21 protein-coding genes are annotated in these 23500 nt (G+C 67.4%); 18 read left to right on the top strand and 3 right to left on the bottom strand.

All coding sequences use genetic code 11. The annotated features are described in order from the left end of the window. Positions 1-222: 222 nt before the first annotated feature. From lepA to nagZ, 9 genes are all read left to right on the top strand, one after another. Positions 223-2031, top strand: coding sequence for a translation elongation factor 4 (gene lepA, locus AC1KAT_RS11410; RefSeq protein WP_480325891.1), 1809 nt, complete (start codon positions 223-225; stop codon positions 2029-2031). Beyond that, the gene (gene lepB, locus AC1KAT_RS11405; RefSeq protein WP_480325889.1) at positions 2031-2996 is read left to right on the top strand and encodes a signal peptidase I; all 966 of its coding nucleotides are present in this window, start codon (positions 2031-2033) and stop codon (positions 2994-2996) included. Before lepA ends, lepB begins: the two co-directional genes overlap by 1 nt. 26 nt (positions 2997-3022) lie before the next feature. After that, complete coding sequence (locus AC1KAT_RS11400; protein ID WP_480325887.1) at positions 3023-3394, top strand: DUF4845 domain-containing protein; 372 nt, start codon at positions 3023-3025, stop codon at positions 3392-3394. A 16-nt stretch (positions 3395-3410) separates the two neighbouring features. Next, positions 3411-4115 (top strand): ribonuclease III, encoded by a 705-nt coding sequence (gene rnc, locus AC1KAT_RS11395; RefSeq protein ID WP_480325885.1) that lies wholly within the window; start codon positions 3411-3413, stop codon positions 4113-4115. A 24-nt stretch (positions 4116-4139) separates the two neighbouring features. Continuing rightward, positions 4140-5102, top strand: coding sequence for a GTPase Era (era, locus tag AC1KAT_RS11390; protein WP_480325883.1), 963 nt, complete (start codon positions 4140-4142; stop codon positions 5100-5102). A 27-nt stretch (positions 5103-5129) separates the two neighbouring features. Continuing rightward, positions 5130-5918 (top strand): DNA repair protein RecO, encoded by a 789-nt coding sequence (gene recO, locus AC1KAT_RS11385; RefSeq protein ID WP_480325881.1) that lies wholly within the window; start codon positions 5130-5132, stop codon positions 5916-5918. Between the two features lie 10 nt (positions 5919-5928). Further along, positions 5929-6711 (top strand): pyridoxine 5'-phosphate synthase, encoded by a 783-nt coding sequence (locus tag AC1KAT_RS11380; RefSeq protein WP_480325878.1) that lies wholly within the window; start codon positions 5929-5931, stop codon positions 6709-6711. 79 nt (positions 6712-6790) lie between these two features. Continuing rightward, the gene (gene acpS, locus AC1KAT_RS11375; protein ID WP_480325876.1) at positions 6791-7186 is read left to right on the top strand and encodes a holo-ACP synthase; all 396 of its coding nucleotides are present in this window, start codon (positions 6791-6793) and stop codon (positions 7184-7186) included. 4 nt (positions 7187-7190) lie between these two features. After that, positions 7191-8249, top strand: a complete 1059-nt coding sequence (gene nagZ / locus AC1KAT_RS11370) for a beta-N-acetylhexosaminidase (protein WP_480325874.1) — start codon at positions 7191-7193, stop codon at positions 8247-8249. A 95-nt stretch (positions 8250-8344) separates the two neighbouring features. Here nagZ and AC1KAT_RS11365 read toward each other — a convergent pair whose 3' ends face one another. Next, positions 8345-11458: an Rne/Rng family ribonuclease gene (locus AC1KAT_RS11365; protein WP_480325872.1), complete on the bottom strand. Its 3114-nt coding sequence runs from the start codon at positions 11456-11458 to the stop codon at positions 8345-8347. A 729-nt stretch (positions 11459-12187) separates the two neighbouring features. On the opposite strand from AC1KAT_RS11365, the gene AC1KAT_RS11360 reads away from it, so the two are divergent. The 4 genes from AC1KAT_RS11360 to sppA are packed head-to-tail and all read left to right on the top strand — an operon-like array spanning position 12188 to position 15292. Next, a complete protein-coding gene (locus tag AC1KAT_RS11360) occupies positions 12188-13195 on the top strand; it encodes an RluA family pseudouridine synthase (protein ID WP_480325870.1) in 1008 nt (335 codons plus the stop codon). Continuing rightward, positions 13192-13854: an HAD-IA family hydrolase gene (locus AC1KAT_RS11355; protein WP_480325868.1), complete on the top strand. Its 663-nt coding sequence runs from the start codon at positions 13192-13194 to the stop codon at positions 13852-13854. Before AC1KAT_RS11360 ends, AC1KAT_RS11355 begins: the two co-directional genes overlap by 4 nt. Next, on the top strand, positions 13847-14251 hold the full coding sequence (locus AC1KAT_RS11350; RefSeq protein ID WP_480325866.1) for a Rieske (2Fe-2S) protein: 405 nt from the start codon (positions 13847-13849) through the stop codon (positions 14249-14251). The genes AC1KAT_RS11355 and AC1KAT_RS11350 overlap by 8 nt, the downstream gene beginning before the upstream one ends. Positions 14252-14305: 54 nt before the next feature. Next, positions 14306-15292 (top strand): signal peptide peptidase SppA, encoded by a 987-nt coding sequence (gene sppA, locus AC1KAT_RS11345; protein WP_480325864.1) that lies wholly within the window; start codon positions 14306-14308, stop codon positions 15290-15292. 28 nt (positions 15293-15320) lie between these two features. Here sppA and AC1KAT_RS11340 read toward each other — a convergent pair whose 3' ends face one another. Both AC1KAT_RS11340 and AC1KAT_RS11335 read right to left on the bottom strand, forming a co-directional pair. Then, on the bottom strand, positions 15321-16424 hold the full coding sequence (locus AC1KAT_RS11340; protein WP_480325862.1) for a glycosyltransferase: 1104 nt from the start codon (positions 16422-16424) through the stop codon (positions 15321-15323). 71 nt (positions 16425-16495) lie between these two features. Then, the gene (locus tag AC1KAT_RS11335) at positions 16496-17182 is read right to left on the bottom strand and encodes a sugar transferase (protein WP_480325860.1); all 687 of its coding nucleotides are present in this window, start codon (positions 17180-17182) and stop codon (positions 16496-16498) included. Between the two features lie 461 nt (positions 17183-17643). Between AC1KAT_RS11335 and epsF the strand changes: the two genes are divergently transcribed. The 5 genes from epsF to AC1KAT_RS11310 all read left to right on the top strand — a co-directional run bounded on the left by epsF (position 17644) and on the right by AC1KAT_RS11310 (position 23488). After that, a complete protein-coding gene (epsF, locus tag AC1KAT_RS11330; protein WP_480326551.1) occupies positions 17644-19008 on the top strand; it encodes a chain length determinant protein EpsF in 1365 nt (454 codons plus the stop codon). Between the two features lie 74 nt (positions 19009-19082). After that, positions 19083-20000, top strand: coding sequence for a polysaccharide biosynthesis tyrosine autokinase (locus tag AC1KAT_RS11325; protein ID WP_480325858.1), 918 nt, complete (start codon positions 19083-19085; stop codon positions 19998-20000). Between the two features lie 7 nt (positions 20001-20007). Beyond that, positions 20008-21066 carry a glycosyltransferase family 2 protein gene (locus AC1KAT_RS11320; protein WP_480325856.1) on the top strand — a complete coding sequence of 353 codons (1059 nt, stop codon included), beginning with the start codon at positions 20008-20010 and terminating at the stop codon, positions 21064-21066. Continuing rightward, positions 21063-22403, top strand: a complete 1341-nt coding sequence (locus tag AC1KAT_RS11315; protein ID WP_480325854.1) for a hypothetical protein — start codon at positions 21063-21065, stop codon at positions 22401-22403. The genes AC1KAT_RS11320 and AC1KAT_RS11315 overlap by 4 nt, the downstream gene beginning before the upstream one ends. Next, positions 22400-23488, top strand: a complete 1089-nt coding sequence (locus tag AC1KAT_RS11310; RefSeq protein ID WP_480325852.1) for an acyltransferase family protein — start codon at positions 22400-22402, stop codon at positions 23486-23488. Before AC1KAT_RS11315 ends, AC1KAT_RS11310 begins: the two co-directional genes overlap by 4 nt. Positions 23489-23500 lie beyond the last annotated feature (12 nt).

The raw sequence follows: 23500 nt of genomic DNA, 5'->3' as shown, positions 1-23500 counted from the left end.
GAAATCAAGCAACGGCGCGGTTTTCAGCAGGGTGCTTTTGGCTACAATGAAGGCCCAACAAGCAGTTGCCATACGTTTTTGTTGGAAGGCGCGTCAATCTTTCGACGTGCCTTTTTTTTGTTCATCGCACGGCTTGAGTCCGTCTCACCCGCGCAAGCGAAGTGACCTTCGATGCATCGTCTTCGATGCGGCTCATATCGAAGCGCTCAGATGCAAGACCCCATGGATCACATCCGCAACTTCTCCATCATTGCCCACATCGACCACGGCAAATCGACGCTCGCCGATCGACTGATTCAACGTTGCGGCGGCCTGAGCGACCGCGAGATGGAGGCCCAGGTGCTCGACTCGATGGACATCGAGCGTGAGCGCGGCATCACCATCAAGGCGCAGACCGCTGCGCTGACCTACACCGCCCGCAACGGGCAGGTCTACCAGCTCAACCTGATCGACACGCCGGGGCACGTGGACTTCTCTTATGAAGTCAGCCGCTCGCTGTCGGCCTGCGAAGGCGCGCTGCTGGTTGTGGACGCAAGCCAGGGCGTAGAGGCGCAGACGGTGGCGAACTGCTACACCGCGCTCGACCTCGGTGTGCACGTGATCCCTGTGCTCAACAAGATGGATCTGCCGCAGGCAGACCCGGCGCGCGCGAAAGAAGAGATCGAAGACGTGATCGGCATCGACGCGGCGGACGCCATTCCGTGCAGCGCGAAGACCGGCGAAGGCATCGACGACATCCTCGAAGCGGTGATCGCCCGCATGCCTCCGCCGCAGGGCAAGCCCGACGCGCCGCTGCGCGCGATGATCATCGACTCGTGGTTCGACAACTACGTCGGCGTGGTGATGCTGGTGCGTGTGGTCGATGGCGAACTCAAGAAGGGTGAGCGCATCAAGATGATGGCCACCGGCGCGGTCTACGGGGCCGAGCAACTGGGTGTGTTCACGCCCAAGTCGCTGTCACGCGACGCTCTGCGCGCGGGTGAGGTGGGTTTCGTCATCGCCGGCATCAAGGAACTGCAGGCGGCGAAGGTGGGCGACACCATCACGTTGGAGAAGAAGCTGCCGAACAACCTCGGCCCCGCCGACGAGGCGCTGCCGGGTTTCAAGGAAATCCAGCCCCAGGTGTTCGCGGGTCTGTACCCGACCGAAGCCAGCGAGTACGACCAACTGCGCGACGCGCTCGAAAAGCTGAAGCTCAACGACTCGTCGCTGCGTTACGAGCCCGAGGTGAGCCAGGCGTTGGGTTTTGGTTTCCGTTGTGGCTTCTTGGGCCTCTTGCACATGGAGATCGTGCAGGAGCGGCTCGAACGCGAGTTCGACCAGGACCTCATCACCACCGCGCCGAGCGTGGTCTACGAAGTCGAACTTAACAACGGCGAGGTGCTGCAGGTCGAGAACCCGTCGAAGATGCCCGACCTGGGCCGCATCCGCGAGATCCGTGAGCCCATCGTCACGGTGCACCTCTACATGCCGCAGGACTATGTCGGCCCGGTGATGACGCTGGCCAACCTGAAGCGCGGCACCCAGATCAACATGGCCTACCACGGTCGCCAGGTGATGCTCACCTACGAGATGCCGCTGGCCGAGATCGTGCTCGACTTCTTCGACAAGCTGAAGAGCGTGTCGCGGGGCTATGCCTCGATGGACTACGAGTTCAAGGAATACCGCGGCTCCGACGTCGTGAAGGTCGACATCCTGCTCAACGGCGACAAGGTCGACGCGCTGTCGATCATCGTCCACCGGGCCCAGAGCCAGTACCGCAGCCGTGCCGTCGTGGCCAAGATGCGCGAGCTGATTTCGCGCCAGCAGTACGACGTGGCGGTGCAGGCGGCCATCGGGGCCAACATCATCGCGCGTGAGACAATCAAAGCCCTTCGCAAGAACGTGATCGCGAAGTGCTATGGCGGTGACATCACCCGCAAGCGCAAGCTCCTCGAAAAACAAAAGGCCGGCAAGAAACGCATGAAACAGATCGGCTCCGTCGAGGTGCCGCAGGAAGCGTTCCTGGCCATCCTGCAAGTGGACGACTGATGGGTTCTCTGACCGGTTTGCTCTACGCGTGCCTCGCGGTGTATCTTGGGGGTTGGTACCTCGGCAAGTGGACAGGCAATTTCTCGCTGCTGCTATTCATCCTGAGCGTCGTCACCTTCGCTTACTGGTTGGCCGAGCGCTTCTACTTCGCGCCGAAACGGCAATCGTCCGTCGCGGAGCTGGAGCGACAAGACTCCGAGCGCCGCGAGCAACTGGCCAAGCAGGGCATCGTCAAGGTCGATGGCGACATCGCCGAAGCGCGTGGCCGCCTGCTGATGCAGCCGTGGTGGCTGGACTGGACGGCGGGGCTTTTTCCGGTGATCTTGGTGGTCTTTTTGCTGCGCTCGTTTCTGTTCGAGCCCTTCAAGATCCCGTCGGGCTCGATGGTGCCGACGCTGCTGGTCAACGACTTGATTCTCGTGAACAAGTACCACTACGGCGTGCGCCTGCCGGTGATCAACAAGAAGATCATCGAGGTCAACGACCCGCAGCGTGGTGACGTGATGGTGTTTCGCTACCCCGCCAACCCGAGCATCGATTACATCAAGCGTGTGGTCGGTGTGCCTGGTGACGAGATCTCGTACCGCAACCAGCAGCTCTATGTGAATGGGGAGCCGACGGCCACCCAGCCGCAAGCCCAGTTCTATGACGACGAGAGCGCACGCTACTTCGATCACTTCACCGAGAAGCTCGGCAGCGTGGACCACCACATTCTGGTCAACCGGCAGCAGGCGACCGAGGTGCGGCCGCTGCATCAGTTTCCTTTCCAGGAAAACTGCCGCTACAGTGCGGAAGGCGTCACCTGCAAGGTGCCGCCCGGCCATTACTTCATGCTGGGCGACAACCGGGACCACTCACAAGATTCGCGTTACTGGGGCTTCGTGCCCGATGAAAACATCGTCGGCAAGGCGTTCTTCGTGTGGATGAACCTCGGGAACCTGAGCCGCATCGGCGCGTTCAACTAAGGTAGCACGACAAGGAGCATGACCTCATGACCGTGGAGCTTCGACGCCTGCGCAACCAGCGCGGCATCACGCTGTTCGGCCTGCTGTTCTGGGCCATCGTCATCGGTTTTCTGGCGCTCGTGTTCTTGCGCGTCGTTCCGACGGTCAATGAATACTTGACCATCAAAAAGGCCGTGAAGGACATTGCCGCAGAGGGCGTCACCACCGTGCCCGAGATTAGGGCATCGTTCGAACGTCGCAAGTCGATCGAATACTCGATCACCAGCTTGAAGGGCAACGATCTCGAGATCACCAAAGTCAACGACAAGGTCGTGATCCGCTTCGCCTACGACAAAGAGATCGAACTGATGGCACCGGTCTACCTGCTGATCAAGTACGAGGGCAGTTCGGACAAGTAGCCGAACCGCAACACGCTTGGACGCCCGACTCGCAACACTCCAGCAGCGCCTGGGGTACCGCTTCAACCAGCCCGAGTTGCTGAGTCGTGCGGTCACGCACCGCAGCTTCGGGGCTGACCACAACGAGCGGCTTGAATTCCTCGGCGATGCGGTCTTGAGCCTGGCCATCAGCGGACTGCTGTTCGAGCGCTTCGCCGGGTCCGACGAAGGCGACCTGACCCGCGTGCGGGCCCACCTCGTGCGTGAAGACAGCCTGCACCGCGTGGCGGTTCTGGTCGGTTTGCCCGAGGTGCTACGCCTGAGCGAAGGCGAGGCCCGCGGCGGCGGGGCGCAGCGCCCGTCGATTCTGGCGGACGCGCTCGAAGCGGTGATCGGTGCTACCTTCTTGGATGGTGGTTTCGAGCCCGCCAGCGCGCTGGTGCGGCGCCTGTTCGGTGAAGTGATCGCCACCACCGACATGGACAGCTGGGCCAAGGACGCCAAAACCGAGTTGCAGGAGTGGTTGCAAGCGCGTCGCCTCCCGGTGCCGGCCTACCGCATCCTGGCCACGCGCGGGCAGGCACATGCGCAGACCTTCGAGGTCGAATGCGCGGTGCCGGCCCTGGGCCTTGCCGAAACCGGCGAAGGTCGCTCGCGCCGCGTCGCCGAGCAAGAAGCCGCGCGACGCATGCTGGCCGGCCTGAAGGCCAGCGACAAGCCGGGCAGTGCGCTGCGGTCTTGACCCTTTCTCTTCACACCTCTTTTCATGACTGACGTTTCTGCCACCGACGGCGCCGAGCCGGGTGAGCCCATCGGCTCCGACCTTTCCTCGCATGACGGGGAGGGGATCGGCCCGCGCTGCGGGCTGATCGCCATCGTCGGGCGGCCGAACGTGGGTAAATCCACGCTGCTCAACGCCTTGGTGGGACAGAAGGTCAGCATCACCTCGGCCAAGGCGCAGACCACACGCCACCGCATCACCGGCATTCGCACGGTCGAGGATTCACAGTTCGTCTTCGTCGATACGCCCGGCTTTCAGACCAAGCACAGCGCCCCGCTCAACCGCACCCTCAACCGCACCGTGCAGGGCGTGCTGGGCGATGTGGACGTGGTGCTGTTCGTCGTCGAGGCCGGCCGCTTCGGCTTGGACGATGCCAAGGTGCTGGCGCTCATGCCCAGCGACAAGCCGGTGATCCTGGTCGCCAACAAGCTCGACGCCGTGCAGCGCCGCGCCGAGATGCTGCCCTGGCTCAAGGGCATGCAAGAGCGCCATGCCTTTGCCGAGTTCGTGCCGCTGAGCGCGAAGAAAGAAGCCGATGTGCAGCGCCTGCTGGGCATCGTCAAACCCTACCTGCCCGAGCAGCCGTGGTTCTATGAAGAAGACGCGCTGACCGACCGCAGCGAGCGCTTCCTCGCCAGCGAGTTGATCCGCGAGAAGCTCTTTCGCCTGACGGGCGACGAGTTGCCCTACACATCGACCGTCGTGATCGAGAAGTTCGAAGAAGAAGGCAACCTGCGCCGCATCGCCGCCTGCATCGTGGTGGACCGCGACGCGCACAAGGGCATGATCATCGGCCACGAGGGCGAGCGCCTGAAGCGCATCGGCTCCGAAGCCCGCCAGGATCTCGAACGCCTGATGGACGCGAAAGTCTTCCTCGAGCTGTGGGTCAAGGTGCGTTCGGGATGGGCCGACACCGAAGAGCACCTGCGCACCTACGGCTACGAATAAGCCGCAGCCGCGCATCGACCCCGGTCCATGGCGACGACCCGCGCGCCGCGCCTGCCCACCACGCTCGCGGCCTATGTGCTGCACCGCTACGACTGGAGCGAGACCAGCCTGGTCCTCGACCTGTTCACCCGCGACCTCGGCCGCGTGGCCGTGGTCGCCAAGGGGGCCAAGCGGCCCTACTCTCAGCTGCGCTCGGTGCTGTTGCCCTTCCAGCGCATCCAGGTGTCCCTGGGCCGACCGCCCAAGACCGACAAGGGCACGGGCGACAGCCCCGGCGAGGTGATGAACCTGCGCGGAGCCGAATGGGCCGGCGGCGCGGCCATGCTGACCGGTGCGGCGCTCTTCAGCGGCTTCTACCTCAACGAGCTGCTGCTGAAGCTGCTGGCCCGGCAAGACCCGCACCCCTCGCTCTTCGACATCTATGCGCAGACCCTGCCCATGCTCGGCGCCGATGGCGAGATCGGCAGCCAGGCCGCGCTGCGCGCCTTCGAGCTGAGCCTGCTGAGCGAACTGGGTGTGCTGCCCGACCTGAGCCTCGTCACGCTGACGCAAGAGGCGGTCGAACCGACCGGCCGCTACGACCTGCTGGCCGAGGCCGGAGTCACGCAGCCCCGCGTGGGCGAGGGCACGCTGAGTGGCGACGTGCTGATCGGCCTGCAGGCCGCCCTGCAGCACGGCAGCGCCATCGCGCTTCAGCATGCCTGCGCGCGCGGCCTGCCTGATCTGCGCGGCGTGCTGCGGGGCCTGCTTCACTATCATCTCGGCACCCCTGTGCTGCGCACGCGCCAGGTGATGCTCGACCTGCAGTCGCTCTGAACACCCCGCCATGAATCCACTGCTCTCCAGCGGTCTCGACAACCACCGTGGCCACACCGCCTTGTCGGTCAACGTCAACAAGGTGGCCCTGTTGCGCAACACGCGGCCGATCGGCATCCCGAGCGTCACGCGCGCCGCGACGCTGGCCCTCGAAGCCGGGGCGCACGGCATCACCGTGCACCCCCGCCCCGACGCGCGCCACATCCGCCTGAGCGATGTGCACGAGCTGGCCACGCTGATGCAGCAATGGCCGCAGGCCGAATACAACATCGAAGGCAACCCGCTGCACAACCTGATGGCCATCGTGCGCGAAGTGCGCCCGCACCAGGCCACCTTCGTGCCCGACAGCGTCGAGCAATCGACCTCGGACCACGGCTGGCGCTTTCCGCAAGACGCGGCCGTGCTCGCCCCGCTGGTCGCGGAGTGCAAGGTCCTGGGCGTGCGCGTCAGCCTCTTCATGGACCCGGACCCGTCGCAGATGCGCGCCGTGCGCGAGCTGGGCGCTGACCGCGTCGAGCTGTACACCGAGCACTACGCCCGTGCCCACGGCACGCCCGACGAGGCACGCGTGCTGGCCGGCTACACCGCCACCGCCGAAGCCGCGCTGCGCGAAGGCCTGGGCGTGAACGCCGGGCACGACCTCAACCGCGACAACCTCGGCGCGTTCCTGCGCGCCGTGCCCGGTGTTCAAGAGGTGTCCATCGGCCACGCGCTCATCGCCGATGCGCTCGAACTCGGCATGACCGAGACCGTGCGCGACTACCTGCGCTGCATTCATCAAGCGAGCGCATGACATCCAACGGTGTTCAATCCCAGCGGGCCCGCATCCCCTCGGGGCATCGGCAGCGGTACGCCGCAGCCGAGGGGTCGTCATGATCTACGGCGTGGGCACCGACCTCTGCGACATCCGCCGCATCCGCGAGGTGCTCGCGCGGCGCGGCGACCGCTTCGCCGAAAAGGTGCTGGGCCCGAACGAGCTGAAGGTCTTCCACGCCCGGCGCGAACGCGTCGAGGCGCGCGGCTGGAGCTACCTCGCCACCCGCTTCTCGGCCAAAGAGGCGTTCTCGAAAGCCATCGGCCTCGGCCTGCACATGCCCATGACCTGGCGCGCCTGCGAGATCCTCAATGCCGCCAACGGCAAGCCCGAAATCCACCTGCATGGCGCGCTGGCGGCGTGGTTCGACGCCCGCCAACTGCGCGCCCATGTCTCTGTCACCGACGAAGAGGACATGGCATCCAGCTTCGTCGTCGTCGAAACCAAGGACTGACCCCATGACCCACCACGCCCCGGTCGTGCTCGACATCGCCGGCACCACGCTCGACGCCGACGACCGCCGCCGCCTGCAACACCCGCTGACCGGCGGGCTCATCTTCTTCGGCCGCAACTGGGTCAGCCGCCAGCAGGTCACCGAGCTGGTCGCCGAGATCAAGGCCATCCGCCCCGACGTGCTGGTGTGTGTGGACCACGAAGGCGGCCGGGTGCAGCGCTTCCGCACCGACGGCTTCACCCACCTGCCGCCGATGCGCGCGCTGGGCGAGCTGTGGATGAAAGACGCCATGGCCGCCACCGACGCTGCCACCGCCGCCGGCTACGTGCTTGCGGCCGAGCTGCGTGCCTGCGGCATCGACCTGAGCTTCACGCCCGTGCTCGACCTCGACCACGGCGGCTCGGCCGTCATCGGCGACCGCGCCTTCCACCGCGACGCCCGCGTCGCCACCCTGCTCGCCAAGAGCCTGATGCACGGCCTGCTGCAGGCCGGCATGGCCAACTGCGGCAAGCACTTCCCCGGCCACGGCTTCGTCAAGGCGGACAGCCACGTGGACGTGCCGGTGGACAAACGCTCGCTGAAAGCCATCCTCAGCGACGACGCCAAGCCCTACGAATGGCTCAGCACCAGCCTGCAAAGCGTGATGCCCGCGCACGTGATGTACCCGAAGGTCGATGCGCGGCCGGCCGGCTTCTCGGCGCGCTGGCTCAAAGACATCCTGCGCATCCAGCTCGGTTTCAACGGCGCGATCTTCAGCGACGACCTCAGCATGGAAGGCGCCCGCCGCCTTGACGGCGCCGTGGTCTCGTATGCGGATGCGGGCGTGGCCGCGCTCAACGCCGGCTGCGACCTGGTGCTGCTGTGCAACCAGTCGCTCGATGGCGGCGCCGCTGTCGATGAACTGCTCGACGGCCTGGCCCAGGCGCAGGCGCAAGGCGGCTGGCAGCTCGATGCCGACAGCGAGGCGCGGCGCGTCAAGCTGCTGCCTCAAAGCGCGCCCTTGACCTGGGATGCGCTGATGCACGACCCGGCCTACCAGCACGCGCTCGAAATGCTGCCCTGAACGGGCGGGGCCGAGATCCGGCCGCGACGGCGTTGCGGCCATGAAAAACGGCGCACCTCGGTGCGCCGTTTTCGTTCGGGGCCGAGAGGGCCCGGTCAGGCCTGCGGCTGTTGCTGCGATCCGCCGGCGCCCGGCACTTCGAACGGCAGCTTGATCTGCGAGAGGTCCTTGCGGGTCTCGACCAGCACCAGCGGGCCTTCGTCGATGGCCACCACCGCTTGCGGCTCACGCGGCACGTGCACGGGCTTGGGCTCGCTGGCGATCGCCTCTTGCGCGGCGCGGATCTTGTCGGTGTCCGACTGCACCCACTCCAGGCCCAGGCTCGCCGCCACGGCCGACAGCTCTTGCGCGGGCAGGACATAGGGCTGGACCGGTGCCGGCGCGGGGGCCGAAGCGACAGCGACCACCACCGGGGCCACCGGCGCAGCCACCACCGGCTGGGCCTCGACCGGCGCTTCGGCGACCACCACCGGCGCGGCGACCGGACGCGCGATCGGCGCCACGGGGGCGACATCTCGCGGCTCGAACACCGGCATCGGCTCGACGGTGGCGTGTGCCGGGGCGTCGATCAGCGCATCGGCGTCGCTGGCCTGCGTGCCGTCGGCCAGGGCCTCACCGCTCGCACCCTCTTCGCGGCGCTGGCGGTTGCGGCCACGGCCGCCACGGCGGCGACCGCCTTCGCGTTCGCCTGCTTCACCGGCCTCGCGTTCACCGGTGCTGGCTTCGCGCTCACCACCTTCGGCGTGGGCCGGGGCCTCGTGGGCTTCACGTTCGGCGACCGGCGCGTCGAGGCCCAGTTCGTCTTGCGCAGTGCCATTGGCTTCGCCGTTCACGCCGTCCTGGCGGGTTTCGTCGCGGTCACGGCCGCCACGGCCACGGCGGCGGCGGCGGTTCTGGCGCTCGCCGGCCTCGTCGCCCGGTGCGGCGTCGGGCGACGGCTGCGTGTCGGCGAAAGCGCTGATCGGGGCGGCCTCGTCCGTCGGGGCTTCAGCGGCGGGGTTGCGGCGCGGTTCGCGCTCAGGGCGCGGGCCCCGGCGATTGCCTTCGCCGCGGCCTTCACGGCCCTCGCCGCGTGCTTCACCGCGTGCTTCACCGCGGCCCTCTCCGCGGCCTTCACCGCGCGCTTCGCGGGGCGCCTGGCGCTGCGATTCGTCACCGCTGCGTGCGGTGGCTGTGTCGGTCGATTCTTCGGGGCGTTCGGCGCGTTCGTTGCGACGGCCGTTGCGACCGCCTTCTCGCTTGTCGTCCCGGTTGCCATCGCGGCCACCGCCTTCGCGGTTGCCACGCTCGCCACGTTCACCGCCGCGCTCGCCGCGGGCTTCACGCCCTTCGCGTCCTTCACGGCCCTCGCGTCCACCGCGACCGCCACGCCCACCGCGGCCTCGGTCACCGCGTTCGCCACGGCCTTCGCGGCGTTCACCCGGCTCGGCTGCGGCCGGTGCAGGGGCCGGCTGGGCCGGTGCGGCTTCGGGTTCGCCGCCGAAGAGCTTCTTGATCCAGCCGAAGAAGCCACCGCCTGCCACGACCGGTGCCGGGGCGGCTGCCACGGGCGCCGGGGCCGGCACGGCCACCACGGGCTCGGGCTTGGGCTCGGGCTGCGGGGCCGGGGTTTCGGGCAGGATGCCCTTGATCACCGGCTCTTGCTTGGCCTTGGCCTTCTCGCGGCGGGTGATGCCGACTTCGTCTTCCGGCTCCTCGACCATCGTGTAGCTGGCTTGCAGGTTTTCGAGGCGCGGGTCGTCGTGGCGCAGGCGTTCGAGCTTGTAGTTCGGCGTTTCGAGGTTGCGGTTGGGCACCAGCAGCACGGTCACGCGCTGCTTCAGTTCGATCTTGGTGATCTCGGTGCGCTTCTCGTTCAGCAGGAAGGAGGTCACCTCCACCGGCACTTGCACGTGCACGGCGACGGTGTTGTCCTTCATGGCTTCTTCTTGGACCATGCGCAGGATCTGCAGCGCCGACGATTCGGTGTCGCGGATGTGGCCGGTGCCGTTGCAGCGCGGGCAGGTGATGTGGCTGCCTTCGCTCAGCGCCGGGCGCAGGCGCTGGCGGCTCAATTCGAGCAGGCCGAACTTGCTGATCGACGAGAACTGCACGCGGGCGCGGTCTTGGCGCAGCGCATCGCGCAGGCGGGTCTCGACCTCGCGGCGGTTCTTCGACTCTTCCATGTCGATGAAGTCCACGACGATCAGGCCGCCCAGGTCGCGCAGGCGCATCTGGCGGGCGATCTCGTCGGCCGCTTCGAGGTTGGTGCGGGTGGCGGTCTCTTCGATGTCGCTGCCGCGCGTGGCGCGGGCCGAGTTCACGTCCACCGACACCAGCGCTTCGGTGTGGTCGATCACGATGGCGCCGCCCGAGGGCAGGTTCACCGTGCGCGAGAACGCGGTCTCGATCTGGTGCTCGATCTGGAAGCGGCTGAACAGCGGCGCATCGTCACGGTAACGCTTGACCCGGCCCTTGGCCTCGGGCATCACGTGGTCCATGAACTGCTGGGCCTGTTCGTAGATGTCGTCGGTGTCGATCAGGATCTCGCCGATGTCCGGGGTGAAGTAGTCGCGGATCGCGCGGATGACGAGCGACGACTCCTGGTAGATCAGGAAGGCGCCCTTGCCGCCCTGGGCTGCACCGTCGATGGCGGTCCAGAGCTTGAGCATGTAGTCGAGGTCCCACTGCAGTTCTTTGGCGCTGCGCCCGATGCCGGCGGTGCGGGCGATCAGGCTCATGCCCTTGCGGTCGTATTCGAGCTGGTCGAGGGCTTCCTTCAGCTCCTCGCGGTCTTCGCCCTCGATGCGGCGCGAGACGCCACCGCCGCGCGGGTTGTTGGGCATCAGCACCAGGTAGCGGCCGGCCAGCGAGACGAAGGTCGTCAGCGCCGCGCCCTTGTTGCCGCGTTCTTCTTTCTCGACCTGCACCAGCAGTTCGTCGCCTTCTTTGAGCGCGTCCTGGATGCGGGCGTTGCGCACGTCCACGCCTTCGCGGAAGTAGTTGCGCGAGACCTCTTTGAACGGCAGGAAGCCGTGGCGGTCTTCGCCGTAATCGACGAAGCAGGCTTCGAGCGAGGGCTCGACGCGCGTGACAACGGCCTTGTAGATGTTGCCCTTGCGTTGTTCGCGGCCTTCGATTTCGGTTTCGAAGTCCATCAGCTTCTGACCATCGACGATGGCCAGGCGACGCTCTTCTTGCTGCGTCGCATTGATCAGCATGCGTTTCATGTGCGCTCCTTGCGGCACCACCGTGTGGGTGGCAACCGCGTCAACATGCCGCCACTGAAGTCTCAGGGGCGGCTCATCGATGCACGAGAAACGCGGATGAACCGGAAGGAATCGCCCTGGACTGCGGAAGGAACGCGGTGACGATCAATCGATCGATCGGCCGGCCGGTGGCAGCGTTGGCGCATGCGTGGCAGTGGCTTTGGCGGGCCGTGAGGCGCGTCGTCCGGGCAAGGCCTCGGCCGCACGCGACTGAGCGCGCGGCCCGGCAGAAGGCCAGGGCGCGCGACAGGCGAGGACGGGGAGGGGGGCCGGGGTCAACATCCGCTGTGGGATCACTGGACGCGGGCGGAAGACATCTGGAGCGGGAACCATCGCCATCAGGGCCGATGTGCTCCCAGCTGTCTGCCGCTTGGAAACCTTTGTCTGGGGTTCGTTCTTGTTTCTCTGCCGCACCGGGAGGCTCGCCGCGCCGTCACTTGGGGACGGCGCCCGCTTCACACCGGGTGCGTTGCATCACCTGTGGACAAGCCCTTCGGCCTGACCGCCACGCCTCGTCGCGGGTGCGACGTAAACTCAGAAAAATCAATCACTTACGACGGAAACGTGGTGCGGCGCATTATAGAGGCCAAACATCGGCCAGTTACAAGCGGAAAAGCGCCCTCAAAACGAAGCGCCAAGCCGCTTCACGCGTCGCCGGCCCGGCCGGTCGCCGCAACTGCGCCCCAGCGCGTGCCACCGTCGGCCCCCGCGCCCAGCGCACCGGCCGTCACGCAGGTGGTGGTGGACGAAGGCTCCGAAGGCCAGCGGCTCGACAACTTCCTGCTCAAGCAACTCAAGGGCGTGCCCAAGACGCACGTGTACCGGGTCATCCGCTCGGGCGAGGTGCGGGTGAACAAGGGCCGGGCGTCGGCCGACACGCGCCTCGCGCTGGGCGACGTGGTGCGCGTGCCACCGGTGCGCATGGCCGACAAGAGTGAGGCCCCGGCGGCACCGGCGCGCGAGTTTCCGGTGGTCTACGAAGACGAGCACCTGCTCGCCATCAACAAGCCGGCCGGCGTGGCGGTGCACGGCGGCAGCGGCGTCAGCTCGGGGGTGATCGAGCAATTGCGCCAGGCGCGGCCGACGGCGAAGTTTCTCGAACTCGTGCACCGGCTCGACAAAGAGACCTCGGGCCTGCTGCTGATCGCCAAGAAGCGCTCGGCGCTGGTCGCGCTGCAAGACCAGTTCCGCGGGCGCGAGACGGGCAAGACCTACGCGGCACTGGTGATCGGCGCGTGGCCGGCCAAGAAGAAGGTCATCGACGTGGCTCTGCACAAGTTTCTGACCGGGGAAGGGGAACGCCGTGTGCGCGCCGTCGATGCAGAGGACGAAGATGGCCGCCGCTCGATCACGCTTGTGAAGGTCGAACAGACCTTCGGCGCCTTCAGCCTGCTCGATGTGACCATCAAGACCGGCCGCACCCACCAGATCCGCGTGCACCTGGCGCACGAGGGCCACCCCATCGTCGGCGACGAGAAGTACGGTGACTTCGCGCTCAACAAGTCGGTCGCCAAGGGCGAGGCCGTGCGCGGCCAGCGTTTCGACCGCATGTTCTTGCACGCGCGGCGGCTGAAATTCGCGCACCCTGCCACCGAGGAAGAGATCGAACTCTTTGCCCCCTTGCCGGCAGAATGCCAAGCCTTGGTCGATGCCCTCGCGGCGTCGAAGTCTGCTTCCAACGCCCCCCAGACCCCATGACGCGCCCCCGCCAATTCGACCTGATCGTCTTCGATTGGGACGGCACCCTGTTCGACTCGACCGCGCTGATCACGCGCTGCATCCAGGCCGCCTGCGCCGACCTCGGCGTGGCCGTGCCCAGCGACAAGGACGCGAGCTACGTGATCGGCATGGGCCTGGCCGAAGCGCTGCAGCACGCCGCGCCGGGCCTCGCGCGCGAGCGCTACCCCGAGCTGGGCCTGCGCTACCGCCACCACTACTTCGCCAAGCAGCACGAGATCGTGCTGTTCAAGGGCACGCTCGAGATGCTGCAAGCGCTGAAGACGCGCAACCACTGGCTGGGCGTGGCCACCGGCAAATCGCGCAAGGGGCTCGACGAGGCGCTGGAGACGGTCGAACTGCGCGGCATGTTCGATGCCACCCGCACCGCCGACGAAACGGCCTCGAAGCCGCACCCGCAGATGCTGCTCGAGCTGATGCGCGAGTTCGGCGTCGAACCCGGGCGCACGCTGATGATCGGCGACACCACGCACGACCTGCAGCTCGCGGTGAACGCGGGCACGGCCAGCATCGGTGTGAGCTACGGGGCGCACGAGCCCTCGGCCTTCGAGGCTTTCCCGACGAAGTTCGTGGCGCATTCGACCGCCGAGTTGCACCGCTGGCTCAACACCCATGCCTGAGCCGGTGGACGAAACGCCGCGCCGCATCTGCGGTGGCGACGAGCTGGTCGAACGCGGCCAGGCGGTGCTGTTCGACGTGAACTACTTCCGCGAGCGGATGCGGGCCTTCGCCTTGCGCTTCGATGGCCAGGTGGTGGCCTACCTGAACCGCTGCGCCCACGTGCCGACCGAACTCGACTGGCAGCCCGGCGAGTTTCTCGACGGCGACCGTGAGTTCATCCTGTGCGCGGTGCACGGGGCCTCGTACGAGCCGCAGACCGGGCGCTGTGCCGGTGGGCCGTGTGGCCGTGGCCGGCTCACGGCTTTGCGCGTCGAAGAGCGCGCCGATGGGGTGTATTGGTATCCTTCCCGCGACATCCAACCGGCCCCGCCGACCCTTCCGCCACCGGCTGTCTGACAGGCCCTGGCCTGGCCCCCGCCCCCGGGGCGAGCGCCCTTGAAAGTCCCCCGAATGAATCCGCAAGACGAGAACGTTTCCGCTTCTGCCTATGCACCGCCGGTGCAGGCCACGGCCCCGATGGGCGGTGTGTCCGAAGCCGTGATCGAGCGCTTCGCCCGCGAGTACCTGCGCGACCGCCGCACCGAGCGACGCTGGAAGATCTTCTTTCGCGTGGTGTGGCTGCTGGCGTTCCTGCTGTTCATGGCGGCCATCCTGAATGCGCAGCACGTGAGCACCGCGCCTTCGGGCCCGCACACGGCGCTGGTCGAGGTGCGTGGCGAGATCGGCCCCGACTCGGAGGCGAGCGCCGAGGTGCTGGTGGCGGCGCTGAAGTCGGCCTTCGAAGACAAGGGCTCGAAGGCCGTGGTGCTGCGCTTCAACTCGCCCGGCGGCAGCCCGGTGCAATCGGGCATCGTCTATGACGAGATCCGTCGCCTGAAGAAGCTGCACAACAAGAAGGTCTACGCGGTGGTCGAAGAGGTGTGTGCCTCGGGCGCGTACTACATCGCCGTGGCGGCCGACGAGATCTACACCGACAAGGCCTCGATCGTCGGCTCGATCGGCGTGCTGATGGACGGCTTCGGCGCCACTGGCGCGATGGAAAAGCTCGGCATCGAGCGCCGTCTGATGACCGCCGGCGCCAACAAGGGCATCGGCGACCCGTTCTCGCCGCTGTCCGACGAACACCGCGCCTTCGTGCAGGGCATGCTCGACCAGATCCACCAGCAGTTCATCCGCGTGGTGAAAGAGGGCCGGGGCGCGCGCCTGAAAGAAACCCCCGAGACCTTCTCGGGCCTGTTCTGGAACGGCGAGCAGGCCGTGAAGATGGGCCTGGTGGACAAGCTCGGCAACCTCGACTACGTGGCGCGCGAGGTGGTGCAGGCCGAAGAGGTGATCGACTACACGCCCAAAGAGAACGTGGCCGAGCGCCTGGCCAAGCGCTTCGGCGCGGCGGCTGGCGCGAGCATCGCGGCCAGCCTGCGCGGCACCTTGCGCTGAGCCGCGGGCGCATGCGACCCGCGGTGGCTCACGCCGCAGCCGCGGGCAGCTGGTAGGCCTTGAGGATCTGCTGGCCGAAGCGCGCGGGGTCGAAGCGGCAGCTGGCGTCGTCCTTGGCGGCCTGGCCGATGTTGCGACGCAGCTCGGGCGCTTCGATCAGCTGGCCGATGCGCATCAGCATTTCTTCTTCCGACTTGCACAGAAAGCCCGTCTCGCCGTGGTGGATGACGTGGCGGTGGCAGGGCGTGTCCCAGGCCACGCAGGGCAGGCCGACCGCGAGCGCTTCGGCCAGGTAGTGCGGGAAGCCGTAGTCCTCACCGGGCGCGAGGTAGATCCACCCCGGGCTCAGCTTCGTGGCGCGTTCGGGCGCGGGCAAGTCGTAGACGGCCACGTCGGCCGCTTTCAGCCGGGCGCGGCCTTCGGTGTCGAGTGCGCCGATCCAGTTGAAGCTGATGCCCATTTCGTCTTCACCCAGCAGCACCGCCAGTTGGGCCAGGCGCGCTGCGCCCACCGGGTCGCAGCGGTGGCTGCCGGCCACCAGCAGCGGGCGCCGCGCCTCGCTGTGCTGGGTGCGGATGAAACTTGCGTCCACCGGGCTTTCGATCAGGTCGACCGACTGGCGGATTGCCGCCATCGCGCGCGCTTCGGGGCCGACGTGCGAGATCGCGTGCTGGCGGCGTGACTCGCCGGGGCGCAGCGCGAGCAGCGCCAGGCCGGCGGCGCTCTTCAGCGGGCCGAACGCGTTCGAGCCGTGCGGCGAAAAGTAGATCTTCGGCGCCGGTTGGTGCAGGCGCGTGGCATACGCGCCGAGCATCGACGGAAAGATGCCGTGCAAATGAACGTCCGCCCGTGGCGTGACCGTCAATTCGCGTTGCAAAGCATGCAGCAGGTTGCGGAAGTTGCGCACGGCCCCGCCTTCGCAGGGCGTGGGCGCGAGCCGCACCGACGCATGAAACCGCGGCAGCACGTGGCGATGCACCGGGTCGTCGAGCAGGATCACCGTCTGGGCGTGCCCCTGCTCGGCGAGCACTTGCGTTGCCGGCCCGAGAAACTCGAACACCGCGTCGGTGACACGGCTGGCGAGATGGACGATGGTCCGCTCGCCCTGGGTTGCAGGGTGGACGTCAGGCATGGCGGAATCGGGCAGTGGGGGCGAATCGGGCGAGGCGTGAAGCGGCGGGTGTGGCGTCATTGCGGCTGCCGTCAGCGCGCACCATCGCGCGTGAGCACCACCTTCACCGTCTTCAACAGGATGGACAGGTCCATCCAGAACGAGCGTTCGTCGATGTAGCGCTCATCGAGCGCGACACGCTCTTCGTAGGTCGTGTTGTTGCGGCCGCTGACCTGCCACAGCCCGGTCATGCCGGGGCGCACGCTCAGGTAGTGCCAGCGCACGCGGCCATAGCGCGTGAGTTCGGCGACCGTGATGGGCCGCGGCCCCACCAGGCTCATCTCGCCGCGCAGCACATTGAAGAGCTGCGGCAGTTCGTCCAGGCTGGTCTTGCGCAGGAAGTGGCCGATCGGCGTGATGCGGGGGTCGTGGGTGAGCTTCTGATCGCGTTCCCACTCGGCACGTGCCACCGGGTCGCTGGCGAGCAGGTCCGCCAGCATCTGCTCGGAGTTGCGGTACATGCTGCGGTATTTGAGGCAGCGAAACAGCTTGCCCCGGTAGCTGACGCGGTAGTGCCCGAAGAAGATGGGCGCGCCGTCGCGGCGCCACACGAGCACGGCCAGGGCGATCATCACGGGGCTCAACATCACCAGCAACAGCAAGGCGGCGAACTGGTTGAAGCGCAGATAGAGGTGCTCGCTGAAAGCGCTGCGACCCTCGGCTTGCCATTGCGCCTGAACCTCCGAAAAGGTTGTCGATCGTGCAGCGGTGATGGCCATCCTGGTCCTTCCGAATGAGTGGTAACCCGGAGTCCTTGTTGGCAAGTTCCAAGCCAGCCCGCGACGACAGCATTCAAGCAGTGCGTTGTCGTCGCATGTTGCGGTGCAGCGCCTTGTCCGGCTTCAAAAAAGCCGTGCAATGGACCCGCGGTGGGTGACTCGCTTCAAGGCCCTCGAAGGCGGGAACGTGCGGTAGTTTTTGCGGTGCAGCGGTAAGTTTTTCCGCTTTGCCGTTAGCACATTCAGACACATCCGTGTGTTGGGACTAACGCGAGGTTCATCGCTCGCGAAGTCGCGTGGCGCCTGGGTTTTTGGCCCTTCCGGGTGTGTGGCGAGGGGCATGCCAAGACCACCCATCAAGCGATTCGAATGCTTGGGCGTGAATCCTGCAAAGGGAGTCCTTCATGTCGATCTCGCACATCCTCCTTTTGCTTCGGGCCAGGTGGCGTTCCGCCTTGCTGGTGTTGCTCAGCGTCGTGGTCGCGGTGGGCGCGGTGAGCGCGTTGCTGCCCAAGAAGTACTCGGCCAGCGCGGCCGTCGTGCTCGACGTGAAGTCGCCCGACCCCATTGCCGGTGTGGTGTTGCCCGGCATGAGCGTGTCGAGCTACATGGCCACGCAGGCCGATGTGTTCCAGAGCGAACGCGTCGCGCTGCGCGTCGTGCAGTCGCTCGGCATGGACAAGAGCCCCGAACTGCGCGAACGCTGGCAGACCAGTGGTGGCGGCGAGGGCGACTTCCAGGCCTGGCTGGCCGACTCGGTGTTGAAGGACCTCGACGTGCGCCCCGCGCGCGAGTCGAACGTCATCTCGGTCACCTACACCTCGCGCGACCCGCAGCTCGCGGCCTCGCTGGCCAACGCCTTCGTCGCGGCCTACATCGCCACCACGCTCGACCTGCGCGTCGAACCGGCCAAGCAGTACACCAACTTCTTTGACGAGCGCAGCAAGGCCGCGCGCGACGCGCTGGAGCAGGCCCAGGCCAAGCTCTCGGCCTACCAGCAGCAGAAGGGAATCATCGCCACCGACGAGCGGCTCGACGTCGAGAGCGCGCGCCTGAACGAGCTGTCGAGCCAGTACGTCGCGCTGCAGGCGCTGGCCAACGAATCGGCCAACCGCCACAGCCAGGCCGGTGCCAACCCCAACCAGATGCAAGAGGTGCTGACCAACCCCTTCATCGCCTCGTTGAAGGCCGAGCTGGCCAAGGCCGAGGCGCGCGACAACGAACTCAGCGCACGTTTCGGGTCCGAACACCCGCAGGTGCTCGAACTGCGCGCGAGCATCCAGCAACTGCGTTCACGCGTCGAAAGCGAAACGCGCCGCGTGGCCGGCAGCATGCAGGTCAACAACACCGTCAACCAGGCGCGCCTGGCCCAGGTGCGTGCCGAGTTGGACGAGCAGCGCGGCAAGCTGCTGCGCTTGAAGGGCCAGCGCGACGAGGTGCAGGTGTTGCTGCGCGATGTCGAGAACGCGCAGCGCGCCTACGACGCCGTGGCTGCGCGCGTCAGCCAGACCAGCATGGAGAGCCAGACCACGCAGACCAACGTGTCGGTGCTGCGCAAGGCGGCTGCGCCCACGCGCGCCTCGTCGCCGCGTGTGGCGCTCAACGTGGCCGTGGCGCTGCTGCTGGGCAGCCTGCTCGCCGTCGGCACCGTGGTGTTGCGCGAAGTGCTCGACCAGCGCCTACGCACCGAAGAAGACGTGCTGCAGTTGCTCAAGCAGCCGCTGCTGGGCGTGCTGCCAGCACGGGCCCGTGCGGTCAATTCGCGCCGCCTGCTGCCGGGCCTGGGCGGACGCTCGTTCGGCGTCTTCCCGCGCCTGGCCAAGTGACGCGCGTGCCCTCGCGCGCCCCCCGCTGCCCACCCAGGCCTCGATGAACCGCTGCACGGAGTGACGCTCACGCCATGACCCTGATGTTCAAGACCCCTTCTGCCGCTCACTCGTCCTACACCGAGCCGCCGAGCGAGTTCGACGACGAAGCCCCGTTGCTCGACCGCTCGATCGGTGACTTCCTGCGCCAGGTGCGCAAGCTGTCGGACGCGCAGGTCGAACAGATCGTGCAGCACCAGCGCGAGCACGGGCTGCGCTTCGGGGAGTCGGCCGTCGCGCTCAAGCTCGCGTCCAGCCAAGACGTGCTGTGGGCCTTGTCGCAGCAATTCCACTACCCCTATGCACCCAGCGACGGCGACCGCTTCAACGCCGAACTCGTGGCCGCCACCGACCCCTTCAGCGACCAGGCCGAGGCGTTTCGAGACATTCGCAGCCAGTTGATGATGGGCGTGCTGGGTGCCGATGAACCGCGCCGCGCATTGGCGGTGATGAGCCCGAGCAGCGGCGAAGGCAAGACCTTCTTCGCCGCCAACATCGCCGTCACCTTCAGCCAGCTGGGCGGCCGAACGCTGCTGGTCGATGGCGACATGCGCACCCCGCGCCAGCACGAGATCTTCGGTGTGCCCAACCACAGCGGCCTGTCGAGCATCCTTTCCGGGCGGTCCGAGGCCAACGCCATCCACCACATCCCCGACCTGCCCAGCCTCTACGTGCTGCCGGTTGGCACGGTGCCGCCGAACCCGCTCGAACTCGTGCAGCGCGCCGCATGCAGCCTGCTGATGAAAGAGCTGCTGGGCAAGTTCGACCACGTGGTGGTGGACACCCCTGCCGCCGACTACGGTGCCGACGCGCGCGTGCTCGCCGCCAAATGCGGTGCGGCCCTCGTGGTGGCGCGGCGTGGGCGCACGCGCATGAAGCCCTTGCAGCAACTCGTCAGCGCCGTGAACAAGAGCCCCGCCACGCTGGCCGGCGTGATGATCAATGAGTATTGAGCCCGCCATGCTCGCGGCCCCTCGCAGCCCGCAGCGCGCCCGCAGCGTGCTCGTGGTCATCCCCGCGCTCAACGAAGCGAAGACCATCGAGAGCGTGCTCGCGGCGCTGTCGAGCGACCCGCCCACGGCGCTTGAAATGACCATCGTCGTGGCCGACGGCGGCAGCACCGACGGCACGCCTGACGTGGTGCGCCTCGTCGGCGCGCAGCAGAGCAACGTGCACCTGCTGCACAACCCGCGGCGCATCCAGAGCCGTGCGGTCAACCTGGCCGCGCGGGTGTTCGGCCAAAGTGCCGACGTGCTGGTGCGCTGCGACGCCCATGCCCATTACCCACCCGGCTTCGTACGCCGCCTGGTCGAAACGATGGACCGCACCGGCGCTGATTCGGTCGTGGTGCCGATGGACTCGACCGGCACCACCTGCCTGCAGCGCGCCGTGGCCTGGGTGTCCGACACGCCGGTCGGCTCGGGCGGCTCGGCGCACCGCGGGGGCCGGCGCAGCGGATTCGTCGATCACGGCCACCACGCCGCGTTTCGCATGGACTGCTTCCGGCGCGCCGGCGGGTACGACGAAAGCTTCACCCACAACGAAGACGCCGAGTTCGACTGCCGCCAGCGCCAGCTCGGCGCCAAGGTCTACCTCGACGCCGACATCCGCCTCGACTACCAGCCACGGGGCACGCTTCGCGGCCTGTGGCGCCAGTACTTCAGCTACGGCCGCGGCCGTGCGCGCACCGTCAAGCGCCACCCCCATTCGCTGCGCGCACGCCAGCTCGCGGTGCCGCTGCACCTGACGCTGTCGCTCGCGGCTCTTGTGCTGGCCCCGTTCGCGCCCTGGCTGCTGTTGTGGCCGGCGGCCTACATGGCCGCCCTGGCCGCGGTGTCGGCCGCGCTGGCGGCGAGGCACGGTTCGCTGTGCGGGCTGCTGGCCGGGCCCGCCGCCGGGGTGATGCATCTGTCGTGGGCGCTGGGCTTCTTCAGTGGCCTCCTGTTCGTGCGCGAACGCCGCTGGAAGCCCGACGCCGCGCGGGCGCTGTGGGAGGCGCCCGCAGGAAGCGCGCTGTGAGTTCACTCGCCCCCACCGGCTCGCTGCCGCACCGCGGCGGCGCAGCGCCCTTCGACGAGTTCGACGCGCCCGGGCGGCCGGTCGCCACCGAGACGCCCGAGGACGGTCATGCCGAGGCCGCGGTCGACGAGCGCCCGCGCACCGACTGGATCGGCCGCGTGCCGGCCATCAGCGTCACCTACCTCTCGAAGCTCTCGGTGCCGCCCTTCGGCGCGATGGGGCTCACGCTGGCCATCCCGCTGATCTTCGCGGTCAGCCTCGGCGGCCTCATCACGGGCCGGCTGCACGTGGCGGTGCGGCGCTTCCTGTTCTTCGTGCTGATGATGGCCGTGCTGTGGGGCATTCAACTGCTGCGCGGCGAACCTTTCTCGGTGGCCTCGCTGTTGCTGTTGACGGTGCTGCACCTGCCCTACGTGCTGTACATCCCGCAGGGCGGGCAGCAGTACGACACGGCGCTGCGGCAGTTCCAGCACATCGCCACCGTCATCGCCGGGCTGGGCATCGCGCAGTACGGCTTGCAGTTCCTCATCGGGCCGGCGCTGGCCTTTCCGATCGAGAACTTCATGCCGCCCGCGTTGTTGGTCGCACGCTTCAACATGCAGGGCTGGCTCGAATACGGCTCCGAGATCTACCGCACCAACGGCGTGTTCATGCTCGAGCCCTCGTTCTTCAGTCAGCTCGTGGCGCTGGGCATCCTCGTCGAGCTGGTCAAGTTCAATCGGCCGGTGCACCTGCTGGTGCTCACCGTGTCGCTGGTCCTGTCGTACTCGGGCACCGGCCTGATGGTGCTGGCGCTGTGTCTGCCCTTCGTGCTGGTCCGCAGCGGCAAGTGGACGCTGATCCTCGGTGCGGCCGTGCTCGCGGGCGTCGGGCTCACGGTCGTCAGCCTCGTCGGCGACCTGGCCTTCCTCGACATCTTTCTCAAGCGCTCGGGCGAGTTCACCTCGAAGGGTTCGAGCGGCTTCGCGCGGTATGTGGGCGGCTTCTACATGTTCGAGCAGTTCCTGTGGCCCGACCCGCTGCGTGCGCTGTTCGGCTTCGGGGCGGGCTCCTTCCAGGCCTTCGCCGACCGCGCCACCTACGCGGCGGCCGGCACCACGCTGTTCAAGATCGTGTTCGAGTTCGGCATCGTCGGTGCGGTCGCGTACTTCGGCTTTCTTTTCTATTGCGTGAAGCAATCGTCCGCGCCCGGAATCATCCGCCTCGCGGTGGGCTTCATCTTCATGCTGAGCGGCATCCACATTCCCTTCGCGCACGGGCTCGCACTCGCGCTGCTGGTGTGGAACTCGCCTGACGCGTCGAACGCAGCGCTCGCGCCGAAAGGGCGCTTCCGATGAGTGCCGTGCTGCCCCTGGCCACCGAGCGCCCGCTGCAGGCCGGTGAGCGGCTGCACGCCATCGACACGGCCAAGGCCATCGGCATCGTGCTGGTGGTGCTGGGGCACGCGCCGGGCACGCCGTACTGGCTGCGCACGCTGATCTACAGCTTTCACATGCCGTTGTTCTTCTTTCTCTCGGGTTGCCTGCTGACGTCCGAACGCGCCCAGTGGCCGCTCGGCCGCAGCCTGCAGCGCCACGCACGCAGCCTGCTGGTGCCGTATGTGTTTTTCTTCGCGGTGTCGCTCGCGTTCTGGTGGGCCACGCGGGGGCTCGGCGCGCGGGCGGGCAAGTTTGCCGATGTCGGCACGCTTGACGCGTTGACCGGCCTGGTCACCGGCCTTTCGACCGACCTGTTCGTCAATCCGCCGCTGTGGTTCTTTCCGGCCTTGCTGTGCTGCGCGATGCTGCACGCGCTGTTGCTCAAGAACCTGGGGGCCACGGCGGTCACGCTGGCGGCGTTGCCGATGTCGGTGGCCCTGCTGCACCTCGACTGGACGCTGCGCCTGCCCTGGGGCCTCGACATCGCGGCCCTGATGCTCGTGTTCTATGCCGCCGGCCACGCGCTGCGCCGCCACGCGCCCCAGGCCTTCGACGCGGTGCGGGGGCCGGCGGTGTGGCCGCTGCTGGCGGGGCTCGTGCTGCTGGCCGTCGTGTGGTGGCAGCTGGCCATGACGCAGTGGCGTGTCGACCTTGCCGAGCTGCGCTTTGCCGAGCAGCGCTGGCTCTACCTGCCCACGGCGGCGGCGGGCGTGATGCTGGTGATGGGGGTGTCCAGGCTGTGCCCGCCGAGCGCGTTGGCGCGCTGGTTGTCCGACAACAGCCTGGTGATCTTTCCCTTGCATGCGCTGGCCTTCATGGTGGGCAGCGGCGTGCTCAAGGCGGTGTGGCCGCAAGCCGTGGCGTCGGGCTACGGCGGGGCATGGTGCTTGCCCTTCACGGTGTGGAGCCTGGCGGCCATCTTTCCGGTGGCCTGGGTGCTGACCCGGCATGCGCCCGTGCTGTTGGGGCGGCCCCGGGCCCGTCGAGACGGTTCGTTCAGGTGACGTGATGCCCAC

Source organism: Piscinibacter sp. PDB5-1, from assembly GCF_056676035.1.
This window is presented reverse-complemented; position numbering and strand designations above follow the sequence as displayed.